This is a genomic window from Rhodoplanes sp. SY1, assembly GCF_046000175.1.
Classification (GTDB): domain Bacteria; phylum Pseudomonadota; class Alphaproteobacteria; order Rhizobiales; family Xanthobacteraceae; genus Rhodoplanes.
The window spans coordinates 80196-98519 of the sequence record NZ_JBEOMB010000005.1 but is presented as its reverse complement, the minus strand read 5'-3'; the positions used below and the strand labels follow the sequence as shown (position 1 = coordinate 98519).

The 18324-nt window shown below is 70.9% G+C and carries 9 protein-coding genes; 5 read left to right on the top strand and 4 right to left on the bottom strand.

Features of this window, described 5'->3' with window-relative positions:
* Positions 1-282: 282 nt before the first annotated feature.
* Complete coding sequence (locus ABTU92_RS01660) at positions 283-7437, bottom strand: hypothetical protein (protein ID WP_408087031.1); 7155 nt, start codon at positions 7435-7437, stop codon at positions 283-285.
* A 426-nt stretch (positions 7438-7863) separates the two neighbouring features.
* On the opposite strand from ABTU92_RS01660, the gene ABTU92_RS01655 reads away from it, so the two are divergent.
* From ABTU92_RS01655 to ABTU92_RS01645, 3 genes are all read left to right on the top strand, one after another.
* Positions 7864-8007: a hypothetical protein gene (locus tag ABTU92_RS01655; RefSeq protein WP_408087029.1), complete on the top strand. Its 144-nt coding sequence runs from the start codon at positions 7864-7866 to the stop codon at positions 8005-8007.
* A gap of 239 nt (positions 8008-8246) precedes the next feature.
* A complete protein-coding gene (locus ABTU92_RS01650; RefSeq protein ID WP_408087027.1) occupies positions 8247-8645 on the top strand; it encodes an Hpt domain-containing protein in 399 nt (132 codons plus the stop codon).
* Positions 8646-8953: 308 nt separating this feature from the next.
* Positions 8954-9274, top strand: a complete 321-nt coding sequence (locus tag ABTU92_RS01645) for a 2Fe-2S iron-sulfur cluster-binding protein (RefSeq protein ID WP_408087025.1) — start codon at positions 8954-8956, stop codon at positions 9272-9274.
* A gap of 140 nt (positions 9275-9414) precedes the next feature.
* Here the strand turns inward: ABTU92_RS01645 and ABTU92_RS01640 are convergent, their stop codons facing one another.
* Positions 9415-9876 carry an acyl-CoA thioesterase gene (locus ABTU92_RS01640; protein ID WP_408087022.1) on the bottom strand — a complete coding sequence of 154 codons (462 nt, stop codon included), beginning with the start codon at positions 9874-9876 and terminating at the stop codon, positions 9415-9417.
* Between the two features lie 166 nt (positions 9877-10042).
* Between ABTU92_RS01640 and ABTU92_RS01635 the strand changes: the two genes are divergently transcribed.
* Positions 10043-11098, top strand: a complete 1056-nt coding sequence (locus ABTU92_RS01635; protein WP_408087020.1) for an NAD(P)/FAD-dependent oxidoreductase — start codon at positions 10043-10045, stop codon at positions 11096-11098.
* Between the two features lie 255 nt (positions 11099-11353).
* Complete coding sequence (locus ABTU92_RS01630) at positions 11354-14386, top strand: autotransporter domain-containing protein (RefSeq protein WP_408087018.1); 3033 nt, start codon at positions 11354-11356, stop codon at positions 14384-14386.
* A gap of 34 nt (positions 14387-14420) precedes the next feature.
* Here the strand turns inward: ABTU92_RS01630 and ABTU92_RS01625 are convergent, their stop codons facing one another.
* On the bottom strand, positions 14421-16142 hold the full coding sequence (locus ABTU92_RS01625; protein WP_408087016.1) for a [Fe-Fe] hydrogenase large subunit C-terminal domain-containing protein: 1722 nt from the start codon (positions 16140-16142) through the stop codon (positions 14421-14423).
* The gene (locus ABTU92_RS01620; protein ID WP_408087014.1) at positions 16139-18142 is read right to left on the bottom strand and encodes an FAD-dependent oxidoreductase; all 2004 of its coding nucleotides are present in this window, start codon (positions 18140-18142) and stop codon (positions 16139-16141) included. Before ABTU92_RS01620 ends, ABTU92_RS01625 begins: the two co-directional genes overlap by 4 nt.
* Positions 18143-18324: the final 182 nt, after the last annotated feature.

The following is an 18324-nucleotide window of genomic DNA, read 5'->3' as shown; positions in this document are numbered from 1 at the left end:
TCGTGTCCCGAGCGCGGCGCAACGCGCCGTGAACCGGGACCCAGGGGCCGCGAGCCGCAGCCGTCCGCCACCGTAACTGCACCGCCAGGCCGATGGGCCCCGGCTCTGCGGTGCACCGCTGCGCGCTGCACCGCGTCCGGGGCATGAAGCCGGGGGCTGCCGCCCCCATCTCCATATCGACAGGCCCGAACGAAAAAAGGCGGCGCCCGGGGGCGCCGCCTTTCGTCCTGTCGCTTGTCACGACTGTTTGGACGCCTCTCGTTCGTTCCCGGTCGGCCGGCCTCAGTCGAACCGGCCGGCCGCGTGGGCCAGCATGGTGTAGACCTTGCCGGTCTCGGACGTCAGGTAGGTGCGGGCGACGACCTGGCCGCGATCGTTGCGCGAGACCTCCTCGAGCAGCCGCTCGAACTCGCCGATGTAGCGGTCGACGGTCTGCTTGAACTCCCGGTCGGCCCGGTAGCGCTTGCGGATCTCGTCGAAGGTCTTCTGGCCCTGCGGGGTGTAGAGCCGGCGCGAGAACACGTTGCGCTCGCCGCGATTGTAGCGGTCCCACAGCTCGGCGGCGGCGTCGTGATCGATCATCCGGGCGATGTCGACCGACAGCGCGTCGAGCGACTCGATCGTGTAGCGGGTCGCCCGCTCGTCGGCCGGAGCCTCGGCGCGCGGGGCCGGGCCTTGCGGCCGAGCCTCGCCGCCGCGACGCAGCGGCTGGTCGTCGTCGTCGTCCTGCGAGGCGCGGCTCAGGAGGTCGGAGAGCCAGCCGCCGCGGCCGCCATTGGTCGGGGCGGTGGGCGGCGCCGGGCTCTGCGGCTCGGGCGCCGGCATCCGCTCGACCGGACGCCGCGCGACTGGCGCCTGCGGCGGGGCCGGGGGCGGGGCGGGCGGACCCATCGGCACCTCGGCGCGGGCGGCCTGCGGGGGCTCGCGCATCGGCCCGCGGGCGACCGGCTGGCTGCGACCGCCGCCGCCGGAGGCGACCGCCAGCTCGGGCTCCTCGCGATAGGCCCGCCGGGCCGGCTCGGCCGCGGTGGTGTCGAGGGTGCGGCCGTGGCGGGCGACGATGCGGTTGAGCTCCGCCAGCGCCTCGATCTGGTCGACGATGACGCGCCGCATCTGGGCCGCGCTCTCGGCCGTCTCCTGCGGCAGCTCGAGGATGCCGCGGCGCAGCTCCTGACGGGTGCCTTCCAGCTCCCGCTGCATCTCCGCGGTCATGTGCTTCATGTTCGACAGCACCTCGGTGAAGCGCTCGGTCGCCGTCTGCAGCATCGACTCGGCTTCGTTGGCGGTCTGCCGGAACAGGGCGTGCGCCTCGTTCGAGGCCTGCTCGTAGACGCCACGCAGGCTCTCGGCGGTGCGCTGGCGCTCCTCCTCGGCCGTCGAGCGGACACGCTCGTGGTTCTCGGCGATGGCGCGGGCGCCCTGCGACGAGGCTTCGGCGACGATGCGGGCGATGTCGCGGGCCCGGCCCTCGGCGGCGCCGAGCGACTCCTCGAGCAGATCCGAGAAGCGCTTGAGGCGCAGGTCGAGATCCTCGGTGCGGCCGTCGAGCGTCGTGACGATGCTCTCCAGCTCGGTCCGGCGCTCCGACAGCACCTCCTCGCTGCGCCGGTTCGAGCCCTCGATCAGCTCGACCATGTCGGTGAGCGACCGGCCGTGGCTGTCGAACTGGGTGACGATCTCGCCCAGCTCGGTCATCACGCGCCCGGAGATGTCCTGGAACGTGCCGATGTGCTCGTTCACCCGGTCGGTGGTCTGGTTGGTGCGGGCGAGCAGCTCGTTCATCGTGGTGACGAACTCGGTCACGCGCGCCGACAGGCCCTGCTCGATGGCGCCGAGATTGTCCTGGGCGCCGCCCAGAACCTCCTGGATCAGGCCGTTCGCCTCGCGCAGCCGCTCGAACAGCGCGGTCGTGTCGGAGCGCAGCATGCCGTGCGTCTCGAGAATCTCGGAGACGGTGGCGACGGCGGTCTGCTTCGACTGGTCGATCGCCTCCTGCGAGACCTTCTGCAGCTCCTCGATGCGGCCGAGGATCGACTCGGTCGACTGCTCGACGGCGAGCCGGGTGGCGCTCTGCAGCTCCTGGGCGCGCGCCGACAGGACGTTGCCGGACTGGCCGACCAGGCGCGTGGTGGTGTCCTGCAGCTCCTGGGTCTTCTGGGTGATGGCCGCGGTCGACTGCGTCACCGACGTGGTGGCGGCCTTCTGCATCTCCTGCGTCGCCTGGGCGAGGGCCGCGGTGGACTGCGCCACCACGGTCTTGGTCGCCTCCTGCAGCTCCTGCGCCTTCTGGGCCAGCGCCGTGGTCGACTGGGCGACCGTGGTGCGGGTGACCTCCTGCAGCTCCTGCAGCTTCTGGGTCAGGCCGGTGGCCGACTGGGCGACGGTCGAGCGGGTGATCTCCTGCCAGTCCTGCATGCGCTTGGTCAGCGCCGCGGCCGAGTCGGTGACGGCGACGCGCGACGTCTCCTGCAGGTCCTTCAGGCTCTTGTTGACCGTGTCGGTCGCCTTGGTGCTGGCCTCGGTGATGACGCGGGCGAGCTCGTTGGAGTTGTCCATCATGGTCTGGGTGAAGGCGAAGGCTTTCGCCTCGATGGACTTCACGGCGTGGTCGGTGACCCGGCCCATGCCGGCCGTGAACTCGCTGCTCTTCGCCGTCATGGCGGAGAGGAGGCCGCTGCTCTTCTCGTCGAGCACGCGGTTGAGCTCGCCGGAACGCTTCTCGATGGCCCCGGCGATCTCGTCGGCCTTGCCGACGAAGGTCGCGGCGACCTCGGTGGACAGCCCGGTCAGCGACTGCTGCACCTCGGCGGCGTTGCGCTTGAGCGTGTCGCCGAGATGGGTCGTCACCGCGGTGAGGGTGCGCTCGACCTCGCCGGCGTCCTGCTTGAGCGCTTCGCCGACCGTCGACGACACGGTGGTCAGCGACTGCTGAAGGTCGGCGGCGTCGCGCTTGATGGTGTCGCCGAGATGGCTGGTCACGGCCGTGAGGGTGCGCTCGACGTCGCCGGCGTCCTGCTTCAGCGTCGCGCCGATGCTCGACGACACGCCGGTGAGCGTGCGCTCGATCTCGGCGGCGTCGGACCGCAGCGTGCCGCTGACCTCGCTCGACAGGCCGGTGAGGGCCTGCTCGACCTCGGCCGTGTCCTGGCGCAGCCGGCTCGAGATGCCGACCGACAGCGCCGTCAGGCTGCGCTCGAACTCGCCGGCGTCGTGCCGCAGCGTCTGGGTGATGCCGTCGGTGACGGTCGACAGCGAGCGCTCGACCTCGGCGGCGTCCTGGCGCAGCGTCGCCGAGACGCCGGACGACAGCGAGCGGAGCAGCCGCTCGATCTCGGCGGCGTCCTGCTTGAGCACGCCGCTGACGTTGGACGAGGTGGTCGTCAGGAGGCGCTCGAGGTCGACGGCGTCCTGCTTGAGGGTGCCGGCGACGCCGGACGACACGGTGGTGAGCAGCTCCTGGATGTCGCTGACGACGGAGCGGAGCTGGTCGGTCGACACGCCCGAGGCGCGCAGGATGCTGGACTCGGCGTCGGCGGCGCTGCTGCGCACCGCGTTGGCCGTGGTCTCGCCGAGCCGCTCGAGCGCGATCTCGGCCTCCATGGTGTTGACCTTGACGGCCTCGGCGAGCTGCTCGATGCGGCCGGCGAGCGTCGCGGTCGCCTCGCGGCTGCGATGCTCGATCTCGCGGGTCGCCTGCTCGAGCCGCGTCGCCAGCGTCTCGGTGGCGGCGTTGCTGCGGGTCTCGACGTCGCGCGCGGCGGTCTCGAAGCGGCCGGTCAGGAGCTCGGTCGCGGCGGTGCTGCGCTCCTCCAGGGCGCGGGTGGCCCGCTCGGCGTGCTCGACCAGCAGCGAGGCGGCCGTGCCGGTGCGGCTCTCGACCGCGTGGGCGACCGTCTGGGCGCGGTCGGCGAGCGCCGCCACGATGGTGCCGGAGCGCGCCTCCAGCTCGATGCCGAAGGTGTCCATCCGCTCGCCGAGGAACGACGCGGCGGTGTTGCTGCGCACCTCGATGTCGCGGGCGAAGCCCTCGAAGCGCTCGAGCAGGAACGAGGACGACGAGCTGCTGCGGCCCTCGATCTCGGCGGCGAGTCGGTCGATGCGGGCCGCGAAGCCCTCGGCCGCCGTGCCGGCGGTCTGCTCGATGTCGCTCGCCACCGCGGCGGTGCGCTCGACCAGGCGGTCGGCGGCGGCGCGGGTGCGGACCTCGATGTCGGTCGTCACCATGTCGGCGCGGCCGAGCAGCTGATCGGCGATGGCGTTCGAGCGCGCCTCCATGTCGGCCGTCGCGGTGCCGATGCGGGCGACGAGCGTGTCGGCGACGGAGTTGCCGCGCGTCTCGATGTCCGCCGTGGCGGTGCCGATGCGGCCGACCACGAGCTCGGCGACGGCGTTGCCGCGGCTCTCGACCTCGGCCGTGGCGGCGGCGATGCGCTCGACCAGGAGGTCGGCGACGGCGTTGCCGCGGGACTCGATCTCGGACGTGGCGATGCCGATGCGGCCGACCACGAGATCGGCGACGGCGTTGCCGCGGCTCTCGACCTCGGCCGTGGCCGACGCGATCCGGCCGGCCAGAAGGTCGGCGACGGCGTTGCTCCGGCTCTCGACCTCGGCCGCGGCCGAGGCGATGCGGCCGACCACGAGGTCGGCGACCGTGGTGCTGCGCGTCTCGACGTCGGCCGCGGCCGTGCCGACGCGGCCGACCAGGAGGTCGGCGGCCGACAGGGTGCGGGTCTCGATGTCGTGCGTCACGGTCGCGGCGCGGTCGACCAGCAGGTCGGCGACCGAGCGGGTGCGGGTCTCGATGTCGGCCGTGGCGGTGCCGAGGCGGCCGACCAGGTCGGCGATGGCGGCGGTGCTGCGGGTCTCGACGTCGGCCGAGAGCGTCTCGACCCGGCCGAGCAGGGCGTCGGCGGCCGAGCGGGTCCGCATCTCGATCTCGTGGGTGACCGCCTGGGTGCGGTCGACGAGGGCGTCGGCGACCGCCTTGCTGCGCGTCTCCACGTCGCTGGTCAGGCTCTCGGCGCGGGCCAGCATCTCCTCGGCGGCGGCCCTGCTGCGCGCCTCGACCGAGGCGGTCAGGCTCTCGGCGCGGCCGAGCAGCAGCTCGGCTGCGGCCTGGCTGCGGCTCTCGATTTCGCCGGTCAGGGTGGCGGCGCGGGTGACGAGCAGCTCCTCCAGGCGCACGATGCGGCCGTCGAGCGCGGTCGTGACCTCGTTCGAGCGGGTGGCGAGCGTGCCGTCGATCTCGCTCATCTTGCCGCCGACGGCGTCGATGAACTGCTGGCCGCCGGCATTGATCAGGCCGGTGATCGCCTCGACCCGGCGGTCGAGCGCGGCGACGACCTCCTTGCTGCTCTCGCCCACTGTCTTGCTGATGTCGGCGACGCGGGTGGTGAGCGTCTCGCCGATCGTCAGGGTGCGCTGGTCGAGCGCGTCCTGGAACCGCACCAGGCGGGTCTCCAGAAGGTCGGCGACCTCGGTCGACTTGGCACCGACGCGGGTGTCGAAGCCGTCGAGATAGACCTTCAGGGTCTCGTTGATCTCCTGGGTGCGCTCGCCGATGCGCTCGACGAGATCGCCGCCGTAGGTCTTCACGGTGCGGTCGAACTCGGCGAGATGGCGGGTGATCAGGCTCGCCAGCGTGGCGCTGTCGCGGCCGATGCGCTCGGCCAGCTCGCTGCCGCCGGTCGTGAACATCTCCTCGAAGGCGCGCAGGCGCTCGGACAGCATGTCGCGGACCTGGTCGCCACGCGAGCCGAGCTGCTCGGCGAGCTCGCCGCTGCCGGTGGTGAGGATCTCCTCGAAGGAGCGCAGGCGTGCGGCGAGCAGCTCGCGCACCTCGTCGCCGCGGGTGCCGACCGCCTCGGCCAGCGCATGGGCGCTGTCGGTGAGGGTGCGGGTGAAGGTCTCGCCGCGCTCCTCCAGCGTCACCGTGATGGTGCTGCCGGTCTCCTCCAGGCGGGCGACCATCTCGCCGCCGCGCTGGTCGAGCGTGTCGGTGATGGCCGTGCCGGTCTCCTCCAGCTTGGAGACGATGTCGCCGCCGCGCAGGCTGAGGTCGAGGACGATCGAGTCGCCGGTGGCCTTGAGGGTGTTGTTCACCTCGTCGACGCGGCTGGCGATGGTCTCGGCGATCTGGCTCGAGGTGTCGACCAGGGTGCCCGAGATGGTGTCGGTGTGCTCCATCACCATGGCGGTGATCTCGCGCGACCGGTTCTCCATCAGCTCGACGAGCGAGATGGTCTTCTGGGCGAACTCGTCGGCGACGCTGTCGAGGCGGCCGCCCAGCATGTCCTGCATGTTGTCGGCGATCTCGACGATGGCGTCGTTGAGGTGCCCGGTCTTGATGTTGAGGCTGTCGGCGAGGCGGTCGCTGACCGCCTCGATGGCCCGGGTCGCCTCGTCGCTGGTGCGCTCCAGGCGCTCCAGCAGGTCGCCGCCGCGCTCGGCGAGCGCCGCGATCATCGAGTCGCCGGCGGTGCCGAGCGCCAGCGTGATGTGCTCGCCCTTGTCGGACAGGGCGCGGGTGATGCGGCCCGCCACCTCGTTGAAGCGCTCGCCCACCACCTCGGAGACCGTGAAGATGTCGTGCGACAGGTCGAGATGGACGTTGGAGATGGCGCTGCGCACCTGTTCGGCCTCGCCGACCAGCGTCTCGCGCTGCTGGGCGATGCCGTCGAGCAGGTTGCGGATGCGCACCTCGTTGTCGTTGTAGGCGCGCTCGAGGGCGGCGACCTCGTTGTTGACCAGGGTCTCCAGCTCGACCGCGCGGGCGATGGCGCGCTCGACGCCGTCGCCCATGGCGGCGACCTCGCGGCGGATCGCCTGGCCGACGTTCACGACGCTGTCGTAGGCGACGCTCTCCGGCTCGGCGAAGCGCATGGCGGCGCGCGCCATCGCCTGCGCGACGATGCGCAGCTCCTGCGAGCGCGACACCATGTTGGCGAGCACGAAGAAGAACACGATCGGGGCGGCGATGCCGGACAGGATGCCGAACACCAGCGGCACGGCGACGGCGCCCTGGTTCATCAGCACGCCGATCTCGCCCGCATAGGCGAGGAGGAGGCCGACCGCCGAGATGCCCCAGGCGGCGCTGAACAGGCCGGCCGCCAGGTAGGGCGTGCGGGCCGGCCGGCGCTGCAGCGACTGCAGCACCTGGCCGATGGTCTCGCGATCGTCGTTGGCCGGAACCGTCAGCGGCTCGTCCATCCGGCGGGCGATCGGGTCCTGGAAGCCGGCGGGGAAGCCGGGCGGCGGCAGCGGATCGGGGCCGAACGAGGGCGGCGGCGAACGGTCGCGCCGGTCGTCGGGTTGGATCGCGGGAGTGTCCGAAGCAGGGGTCTGGGCCGGCGCGGAGCCGCCCACATTCAGGGCCTCCTGAATGGCCGACAGAGCGACCTCTGTCGGATCCTTGGCCTTTTTCGGAGTGTTCGCCATGTCGCTCGTCGCCTCGCAAGCTACGCTGAACAGGACTGAGGCCCTGTGGATAAGGTGTCCGGGGCGTGCGACCGCACGCCGTCTCGGACACGCTGCCGCAGGCGGGAATGACGATGCCGCTGGGATTCCCCCCCGTGGTGTGACTATCCTAGAGAGGTGGAAGCCCCAGGGAAACCAAGTTCGGTAACCCTTTTTTAATCATCGTTAACGGGTGCGCCCATGCCAGCAGCTCTGCCCCTTCGCACGGACGAACGGCTCCCGGACGAACGGCTCCCGGACGACCATCTCCCCCTGGACCAGCCGCTTCATCTTGGGGGCGACAATGCGGCGGCTCTGCGGCCGACCGATCCGCAGCGCCGCTATCTCGAACGAGGCGTTAACGAGCCGGGTGGAAAGCTCCCGCTTTTCGACCGGGACGGGCGCGCCGTGCCGCGCAAGACCGTCGAGTCCTGCGTGGCGCACGGCTGGGCGCGGCCGTGGTTCGACAACCCGCTCAAGCCCGACTGGCTGGTCTGCCGGCTCACCGAGGCGGGCTGGCGGGCGATCGGCCGCGAGCCGCCGAAGGCCTGAGGCGGGGCGGTCGGCGCCTCCCGGGCGGACAGGGCGCGAGGGCTCGGCGTGGGTCGGCCCGCATTCCGCGCATGTCGCGACGCCGGGTTAATCCACCATTGATGATGCTCGTGAATCCACCTGTTGCGGCGGCGCCACGCCGGCTCGCTCACGCATCGGCGTTTACCCGGGAGTGACGGTCGGCCGGCCACAGTGCGCGAACAACAAGGTCAGGCGTCGAACAAAGACCGGGGCGTTCCATGCACAGCCACTTCCTCGTCGAGCCTCCCGCCGTGCCGTTGCCGCTGCCGGCGGCGGACCCGGACGCGACGCCGATCGATCTCGCGCACCTGTTCCGGATGACGCTCGGCGACGCCGACCTGCAGGCCGAGGTGCTCGACCTGTTCGACCAGCAGATCGCCCTCCTGGTCGCCCGCATGGACACGGCGCCGCCGGCCGCGATGGCGACGCTCGCCCACACGCTGAAGGGCTCGGCCCGCGGCGTCGGTGCGTGGGAGATCGTCACGGCGGCCGAGGCGATCGAGGCGGCCGTGGCGACCGGTGCGGCGGTCGAGGTGCCGCTCGCCGCCATGGACCGGGCCGCGGCCGAGGCGCGCGCCGCGATCGCCCGGCTGCGACAGGATCGTGCGGTGGAGTAATATCGTGCGGCAGAGTGAAGCGGGGCAGGGCGGTGCCTCGCCCGGTCCTTGCAAAGCGCGCCGCCGCCCCCATTTCGAGTTGGAAGCTGGACGAGCCCCCCTCCCCCCCTCACATCGTCCGGCGGACAGTGGCCCCGGTCCAAAGCCGGGGCCATCTGATTCTTCGGGGCTGGTCGGTTCTTTGGAGACTCTATAGAGAGCGTCTGGCGGAGACTCTTTAGAGAGCGTCCAGCAGAGCCTCGGTCCGGCGCCGCGCCGGGCCGATCCCGAACCCCCGAGCGAACATTTCAGAGCGTTCCGCACTCCCGATGGCCAAGATCACCTTCGTCAGCTTCACCGGATCGTCCCGCACGGTCGAGGCCCAGCCCGGCGCGACCGTGATGGAAACCGCCGTCAAGAACGGCGTGCCCGGCATCGACGCCGAATGCGGCGGCGCCTGCGCCTGCGCCACCTGCCACGTCTATGTCGACGAGGCGTGGCGCGAGATCGTCGGCCCGCCGACCGCCATGGAGGAGGACATGCTCGACTTCGGCTACGACGTGCGGCCGAACTCGCGCCTGTCCTGCCAGATCAAGGTGCGCGACGAGCTCGACGGCCTCGTGGTGCAGACGCCCGAACGGCAGGCGTGATGGCGCGACATCCGTCGTCCCGGGGCGGCCCGCAGGGCCGAGCCCGGGACCCATAGCCCCTGTCTGTCGTGAGCCACTGAAACCGGGGATATGGGTTCCGGGCTCGCGGACCTGTGGTCCGCGCCCCGGAACGACCAGCCTCACCCCACCTCGGGCACGGCGCCGCCGCCGGCGCGCAGGCGGGTGGCGATCGCCTCCGGGAACGGGCGCGGTTTTCGCGACTCGCGGTCGATCAGCACCAGGGTGGACCGGGCGAGGCCGGCGCAGCGATCCTTGTTGAACACCGCCTGGTCGAAGACGAGCGAGCTCGTCCCCACCTGCGCCACACGGGTGCCGATCACCACTTCGCCCGGATAGTGGACCTCCGCCAGGTAATCGATGTTCAGGTTGGCTTGCACATAGGTCGCGCCCTCGACCCACAGCCCGTAGCGGGGATCGCGCAGCAGCGGCACCCGGCCGCCCTCGAAGAAGGTGAGGAAGACGGCGTTGTTGACGTGGTTCTGCGCGTCCAGGTCGCGGAACCGGATGGTGTGGACGACCCGGTGGGGAAAATCGTCCGGCCGGGGCGGTTGCCGCCGGCGCGCGGTCCTCTCGTCGGTCACGGGTTGCAGTCCTCGCGGGCGTGGCTTACAGGCTCGGACCCCGAGCCGCCGCGGTCGCGGCGACCTGTTGTGCGGCGCCGCCGAGCGTGTCGCAAGCCGCGCGCATGCAGTCGTGGTCTGCGCCGCGGCTCGACCCGGCACCCCCGTCCGCCGCAGCGAAGGCACCATGACCGATCCGCTGATCGATCCGACCGCGACCGCCCCGATCAAGACCGACGCCCTGATCATCGGGGCCGGCCCGTGCGGCCTGTTCGCCGTGTTCGAGCTGGGCCTCCTCGACATCAAGGCGCATGTCGTCGACGTGCTGCCCAAGGTCGGCGGCCAGTGCGCCGAGCTCTATCCGGAGAAGCCGATCTACGACATCCCGGCCGTGCCGCGCATCACCGGGCAGGGGCTCGTCGATGCCCTGATGGAGCAGATCGCGCCGTTCGGCCCGAGCTTCACGCTCGGCGAGATGGTCGAGACGGTGGAGAGGATCGGCGACGCTGGGTTCCGCTGCACGACCGACCGCGGCACCGTGCTCGAGGCCAAGGTGGTGGTGATCGCCGCCGGCGGCGGCTCGTTCCAACCCAAGCGACCGCCCATCAAGGGCATCGAGGCGTTCGAGGACTCCTCGGTCTTCTACGCCGTGCGAAAAATGGAGGCGTTCCGGGACAAGCGGCTGATGATCGTCGGCGGTGGCGATTCGGCGCTCGACTGGGTCGTCAACCTGCACCCGGTGGCCCACCGCATCACGCTCGTCCACCGGCGCGACGAGTTCCGCGCGGCGCCCGCGACCGTCGACAAGATGCGGGCGCTGGTCGCCGAACGGAAGATGGACCTGATCATCGGCCAGGTGATGGACCTGGCCGGCGAGGGCGGGGCGCTCGAGGCGGCGCTGGTGAAGACCGCCGACGGCCGGATAATCGAGGTGCTGTGCGAGGCGATGCTGCCGTTCTTCGGCCTGACCATGAAGCTCGGCCCGGTCGCGAGCTGGGGCGTCGCACTCGACGGCAACCTGGTCAAGGTCGACACCGAAAGGTTCGAGACCAGCGTGCCTGGCCTGTTCGCCATCGGCGACATCAACACCTATCCGGGCAAGCTGAAGTTGATCCTGTCCGGCTTCCACGAGGGCGCCCTGATGGCCCATGCGGCGGTCCGATACGTGTTCCCGGACAAGCGGGTGGTATTTCAGTACACCACGTCGTCGACCAGCCTGCAGAAGAAGCTCGGGGTGAGCTGACGTTTTCGCACAGCGGCATAAGGCCCTGCGTGAATTCGGGAATCACGAATTGGCGCGACGCCGCTGAACGTCGGAGCGGTATTGTCGTGACGACACGCGCGTTTGGATTCCACCCGGGCGCGTCGGTCCACCCAATTTTTCCCAGTTGCTAATGGGCGATTTCAGTCCGTAATGACCCGTATAGCGCGACCGGGCTAGGGCACCTGGTCGGCTATGCCGGACGGCGCACCGTCCGCTGAGGTCAGGGGGACGGGAGTGGATCGCCAGCCGATCATGTCGCCGCGTGCGACTGCCACGACGGTGCGGGCGCGGGGCAGCCGCTCCGGCCGGCGCGGCCGTGCAGGGCGCATCTCGGCGGCGCTCCTCGGCAGCACGGCGCTCGCGGGCCTGCTCGCCGGGCAGGCGCTGGCGCAGGCGACCTGGACGGGCACCGGCAGCGGCACCTGGGACGATCCGGCCGAGTGGTCGACCAACGTGGTTCCGACCACCACGGCGACGTTTCCCAACATCGCGAGCCCGGCGCTCGCCATCACGTCCCCGGCCGCGATCGAGACCATCGTCTTCACCAGCGATGCGCCGGCCTACACGATCAACGTGATGGCCGGCTTCGACATCACCGGCGCCGGGGTCGTCAACACCTCGTCGGCCACGCAGACCTTCGACCTGTTCGGCGGCGGCCTGATCGTGTTCCAGAACGCGAGCAGCGCCGGCAACGCGACCTACAACCTCTTCACGGCCGCGCTTACGTTCGACAACGCCAGCACGGCCGGCAACGCGACCATCGTCAGCACGTCAAGCAGCACACTCAGCTTCACGGGTGCGAGCAGCGCCGGCAGTGCGACCATCACCAACGACAGCTCGCTCCTCCAGTTCTACGGCACCGCCACGGCGGCCGCCGCGACGATCACCAACACCAACTACGGCACCATGATGTTCGCGGCCGCGACCACGGCCGGCTCGGCGACCATCACCAACACGCAGCACTCGGGCATTCAGTTCGGCGACACGAGCACGGCCGGCAGCGCGATCATCACCAACAGCCAGTGGGGCCAGCTCGCCTTCACGGGCGACGCGACCGCCGGCTCTGCGACCATCACCAACCAGGCGATCGGATTCACAAGCTTCGGGCTCGGCTACGGCACCGAGACGACGTCGGCCGGCTCGGCCAGGATCGTCAACGACGGCGGCACGACGCTGTTCTGGTCGCACACGACCGCCGGCAACGCCACGATCGTGAACAATTCCGGCGGCGAGACGGTCTTCAACGCCTGGAGCACGGCCGGCAACGCCACCGTCGTCACCAATTCGGGCGGCCGCACCGACTTCTTCGATTTCGCGACCGGCGGGCTCGCGGCCTTCGTGACCAACGGCACCGGCGTCGTCGACTTCGGCGGCAGCACGGGAGCGGACGGCAACGGCCGGATCACGGCCGGCTCGATCGCCGGCAGCGGTCGTTATTACATCGGCGGCGGCAACACCCTGGTGGTCGGTGGCAACAATCAGTCGACCACCGTGACGGGCCGGATCGCCGACTACTCGGCCTGCGGCTGCGGCACGCCGGGGCCGGGCTCGTTGGAAAAGGTCGGCACCGGCACGCTGACGCTCGCCGGCACCAACACCTACACGGGCTCGACGCTCGTCACGGCCGGCACCCTGATCGTCAACGGCTCGATCGCCTCGTCGAGCGGCCTCGTCGTCGCGGACGGGGCGGCGATCGGCGGCTCCGGCGCGCTGCCTTCGGCCACCATCAACGGCACGCTCGCACCCGGCAACTCGATCGGCACCGTCACGATCAACGGCAATCTCACCTTCGGATCGGGCAGCGTCTATGCGGTCGAGCTGTCGTCGACCGCGTCCGACCTCACCCGCGTCACCGGCGCGGCGGCGCTCGCCGGCACGGTCGCGGTCACGCTGCTGCCGGGCGAGACGGCGGCGCGGCACTACACGATTCTCACCGCCGCCGGCGGCCTCACGGGAGCGTTCTCCGGCGTGTCGTCGTCCGGCCTGCCGCCCTGGTACACGGCCGTGGTGGGCGTCGTCGGCAACAACGTCGTGGTCGATATCAGTCTGGCGCTCGCCGGTCTCGCCGGGCTGAGCGAGAACCAGCGTCAGGTCGGCCGCACGCTGGACCGGGCCTACAACACCGGCCCGGGACTGACGGGCCTGTTCACCACCGTGCTCGCCGCGCCGTCGATCCCGTATGCGCTGACGCAGCTCTCCGGCGAGATCGCGACCGGTGCGGCGACGGCGGCGTTCCGCCAGACCGACCAGTTCCTCGAGCTGATGCTCGACCCGTTCGCCGGCTCGCGGGCGGCGGGCGGAGTGGCGCCGGGCGCGCCGGCGCTCGCCTATGCGTCGGCGCCGGGCGCGACGGCGCGCGGGGCCGGGGGCGCCGCCATCGAGCGCGCCGTGAAGGCGCCACCGACCGCCCATCTCGGGCCGCACTGGCGCCTGTGGGCCGGCGCCTTCGGAGCCGACGCGACCTATCGAGGCGATGCGCATACCGGCAGCCACGATCTCGGCGCCCGCAACTGGGGGCTCGCCTCCGGCGCCGACTATCGGATCACGCCCGACGCGGTGCTGGGCGTCGCGCTGGCGGGCGGCGAGACCTCGTTCTCGCTCGGGGGGCTCGGCTCGGGCCGCGCCGACACGCTGCAGGTCGGCGGCTACGGCAGCTGGCGCGCCGGACCGGCCTATGTGTCGGCCGCCGTCTCGTATGGCTGGCACGATGTGCGCACCGACCGCTTGGTCTCGCTGCCCGGTGTCGCCGACCGGCTGCTCGGCGATTATTCCGGCCACGCGGTCGGCGGTCGCGTCGAGGCGGGCTGGCGCACCGTGGCGACCAGCGGGATCGGCGTCACGCCGTTCGCGGCGATGCGGGTGCAGGCCTTCCACACGCCGACCTACGCGGAGGCCGATGCGTCGGGGCTCGCCGGCTTCGCGCTGCGCTATGCGGACACGACCGCGACGGCGACCCGCAGCGAGCTCGGCACCCGCTTCGACGTCGCCGCCTGGCGCTCCGCCGATGCGGCCCTGACGGTGCGGGGCCGGCTCGCCTGGGCGCACGAGTTCTCGACCGAGCGGGCGCTCGACGCGAGCTTCGTCAATCTCTCGGGCTCCGGCTTCACGGTGTTCGGCGCGACGCTGCCGGGCGACTCGGCGCTCGTCTCGGCCGGCGCCGAGCTGAAATTGTCCCGCGGCATCACGTTGCGCGGCAGCTTCGAGGGCCAGTTCGCCAACGACACCGAGATCTACGGCGGCATGGGCTCGCTGTCGGTCGCGTGGTGAGCCGCGGCGGCGGGCGGCCGCGAGTCCATCCGCCTCAATACACCTTGCCGGTCATCTTGATGTCGGCCCACACCTCGCGGACCGTCTGGGTCATCTCGATCTTGCGGTCGGTGTAATAGGTGTGGAGCAGGTGGTGCGCCTTCTCGGAGTTCGGCGTGCCGAGATAGTCGCGATAGAGCGCCTGGACCTGCTCGTTGCGGTGCGATTGGCGCACGGCCTTGGTCTTGTCGATGCCGAACAGCGTCTCGCGGCGCTTCAGCGCATGCGGCAGATAGGCCTTCTTGGAGCGCAGCGTGCCGCCGCCGTCGACGCAGCCGCCCGGGCAGGCCATGATCTCGACGAAGTCGAGATCGGAGTTGCCGGAGCGCACCTCCTCGACGATCTGCCGGGTCGGCTTGAGACCGTGGCACATGGCGATCTTGACGGCGCCGATGTCGCCGCCGAGCTCCACGGTCGCGGTGCGCACGCCTTCGAAGCCGCGCAGCTGCTCGATCTCGACATGCTCCAGCTCGCGGCCGTTGACCACGTAGTACATGGTGCGGATCGCCGCCTCCATGACGCCGCCCGTGGTGCCGAAGATCGCGCCGGCGCCCGAGTACTCGCTCATGTAGGGATTGTCGAAGGTCGAGGGCGGCAGCGTCTTGAGGTCGATGCGCTCACGCTGCAACATGCGGGCGAACTCGCGCGTCGAGAGCACGACATCGACCTCCGGCACGCCGTCGTGGATCAGCTGGCGGCGGACGATCTCGTCCTTCTTGGCGATGCAGGGCATGATCGAGATGACGCGGACGCGCTTCGGGTCGTTCCTCTCCCGGAGCCGGTGCAGCAGCTCGGTGCCTTCCTCCATGATCACGAGGTCGGCACCCCAGTTGGTGTCGAGCACGATCGAGGCGCCGAGCTGCTTCAGCGCCGTGATGATCTGGCCCTCGACATTGGTGCCGGGCGGCAGGCCGAACTCCTCGCCGAAGCCGACCCGCACGGCGGGCGCGAACTGCACCACCGTGATCAGCTCGGGGTCGTACATCATCTCGAGCGCCCGGTCGGTCTCGTCGCGCTCGCCGAGCGCGCCGGTCGGGCAGACGAGGACGCACTGGCCGCAGGTGACACAGGCCGAGTTCTTCTGCGTCAGCCCGTGCCGCAGGCCGACCGCGGTGTCGAGGCCGCTGTTGATCTGGATGAGCGCGTCGACGCCCTGGCCGTCGCGGCAGATGGCGATGCAGCGCTGGCAGCGGATGCAGCGCTTCATGTTGCGGATCAGGGCCGGCGAGGATTCGTCGACGGGGCGGGCGGCGACGCGGGCCGGATCGAAGAAGCGGTTCTGCCGCAGCCCGACGAACTGGGCGACGTCCTGCAGGTCGCATTTTCCGTGGCGGATGCAGGTGGCGCAGTCCTGGTCGTGGTCGGCGAGCAGCAGCTCGACCTGCAGGCGCTGCATCTCGCGCAGCTCCGGCGTGCGAGTGTTGACGTCGAGCCCGTCCTGTAACGGCGTCGTGCAAGACGCGACCAGATGCGTCTTGTCGGCGTGCGGCATCTTGATCTCGACCAGGCAGACCCGGCAGGTGCCGGGCGCGTGGTCGATGTCGTGCAGCTCGCACAGCGTCGGGATGTAGACGCCGTGACGGCGCGCGCATTCCAGGATCGTCTCGCCGGCCCGGCCCGTCACGGCCTTGCCGTTGATGGTGGCGCTCAGGGTCGCGGCGTCGGCGGGCGCGTCGGCGGCGGGCGTGCCGGTCGGAACCATCTCGGTCGTGCTCATGGCGAGGTTCCCTCCGGAATGGCGCGCTCGGTGATCACCGAGTAGGTGCGGTAGCAGCGCATGCAGCGCTTGGCCTCGCGATAGGCCTGCTCGGGGCTGATCGTCTGCTCGACCTCCTCGAACATCAGCTTGCGCACGGTCGGGTCGAGCTCGGGATGGTGGACGCGGTATTGCGGCTTCACCGGCACCTCGACGGCGTCGTCCGCGAGCATCTTGTTGTCGTTGAGGATCTGGCGCATGCGCGTGCGCGCCTGGAAGCAGGTGTGGCCCTTCTGGATCCAGTCGTCGATCGAGCGGGCGGCCTTCAGGCCGTTCGCCATCGCGTGGATCAGGGTCGAGGGACCCGACGCGCAGTCGCCGCCCGCGAACACGCCGGGCCGCGACGTGGAGAGATCGACCGTGTCGATCGCGACGCAGTTCCAGCGGTCGAAGGCGATGCCGTCGTCGGCCGTCAGCGCGCCCTTGGCGACCTGCTGGCCGATCGCCGCGATCAGGGTCACGCAGGGCATGATGCGCTCGGTGCCCGGCACCGGCTCGACGCCGCGGCGACCGTGACGGTCGGGCTCGGTCTGGCGCATGGTGGCGAGCTCGACGCCGGTGATGCGGCCGTCGGCCGAGACGATGCGGACCGGGTTGGTGAGGAAGTGGAAGGCGACGCCCTCGGCGATCGCCGCCTCGACCTCCTCGCTGTCCGCCGGCATGTCCTCGCGGGTGCGGCGATAGACGACGTGGACCTTGTCGGCGCCCATGCGCAGCGCCGAGCGGGCGCAGTCCATGGCGACGTTGCCGCCGCCGACCACGATCACCTCGCCCGACAGCGACACGGCCTTCAGCCCGGCGACGTGATCGTGCACCTCCAGGAGAAAGCCGATGCCGGACTTGTAGCCGGGCATCGAGGGATCCTCGTCCGTCACGCCGAGCCGGATGCCCTGCTGGCAGCCGATGGCGAGGAACACGGCCCGGTAGCCGCGGGAGAACAGGTCGTCGATGGTGAAGTCGTGGCCGAGCGCACGGTCGAACAGGAAGCGGCCGCCCAGCTCGGTGATGATGTCGGTCTCCTTGCGCAGCACCGACTTGGGCAGGCGGTAGGACGGGATGCCGATCGCCGCCATGCCGCCGGCCTCGCCCATCGCCTCGAGAATGTCGACGTGATAGCCGTGCAGCAGCAGGTGGTAGGCGCAGGAGACGCCGGCCGGGCCGGCGCCGACCACGGCGACCCGCATGTCGGCGCCGAGCGGCTGGGCGATCAGCTCGCGCCCGAAGGTGAGCGCGCGCGATCCCGTCTGCTGGTCGGCGACGTAGCGCTTGAGCGTCTTGATGCCGACCGCCTCGTCGACGAACTTGCGCCGGCACGCCATCTCGCAGAAGCGCACGCAGACGCGCCCGCAGGTCGCCGCCATCGGGTATTTCTGCAGGATGACGCCGAGCGAGTGCTCGGGCTTGCCGTCGCGGATGTAGTCGATGTAGCGCGGCACGTTGATGCGCGACGGGCAGGCCTCGATGCAGGGCGCCGTCATGTAGGCCATGCCGTGCTGCTCGGGCTGCGGCCCGCGGGCGATCTCGGCCTCGATCACGTCGCGGAAGCCGCGGAGCGCGTCGAGCAGGGCGCTCGCGCAGGTCTGGCCGAGGCCGCACATCGAGGTGTCGGTCATCTGCACGGCGAGCCGCTCGATCTCGGCGAGGCCGAGCGGGCTCGGCCGGCCCCGGCGCAGCGCGTCGAGCGCGTCGCGCACCAGCACGGTCCCCATCCGGCAGGGCGTGCACTTGCCGCAGGACTGGTCAGCCGCCTCGACCATCTGGCGCCACAGCGCGTCGACCAGGCTGACGGTCGGATCGAAGATGAAGAAGCCGCGGTCGCCGAAGAAGGCACGGATTCGGTTCTTCGGATCGAAATCGTCGACGTTGGCGAGCTCCGGAAAGGCGTTCGCCGGAAACGGGGTGGCACCATCGCGGTTGTCGAAGACGATGCCGTCCCAGACGCCGTAGCTGACCTCGGTCATGGCTGCCCACACTGTCTGGCTTCGGATAGCGGGGGTGCGCCGGCCATGGCCATCCTACTCCACCGATCCGTCCGAAGCATCCGGTGGAACCCGCGGTCGCCCTCGCGCGACACGAGGGTCGCGGCGGGCCGGTCACGGGCTCGTGCGGTGGAGCGGGCGTCCGCTCCCGGGGACATTTTGGG

Coding starts and splice junctions, on each gene's coding strand:
- ABTU92_RS01660 (WP_408087031.1), bottom strand. CDS start 7,437: ATGGCGAACACTCCGAAAAAGGCCAAGGATCCGACAGAGGTCGCTCTG.
- ABTU92_RS01650 (WP_408087027.1), top strand. CDS start 8,247: ATGCACAGCCACTTCCTCGTCGAGCCTCCCGCCGTGCCGTTGCCGCTG.
- ABTU92_RS01645 (WP_408087025.1), top strand. CDS start 8,954: ATGGCCAAGATCACCTTCGTCAGCTTCACCGGATCGTCCCGCACGGTC.
- ABTU92_RS01635 (WP_408087020.1), top strand. CDS start 10,043: ATGACCGATCCGCTGATCGATCCGACCGCGACCGCCCCGATCAAGACC.
- ABTU92_RS01625 (WP_408087016.1), bottom strand. CDS start 16,142: ATGAGCACGACCGAGATGGTTCCGACCGGCACGCCCGCCGCCGACGCG.
- ABTU92_RS01620 (WP_408087014.1), bottom strand. CDS start 18,142: ATGACCGAGGTCAGCTACGGCGTCTGGGACGGCATCGTCTTCGACAAC.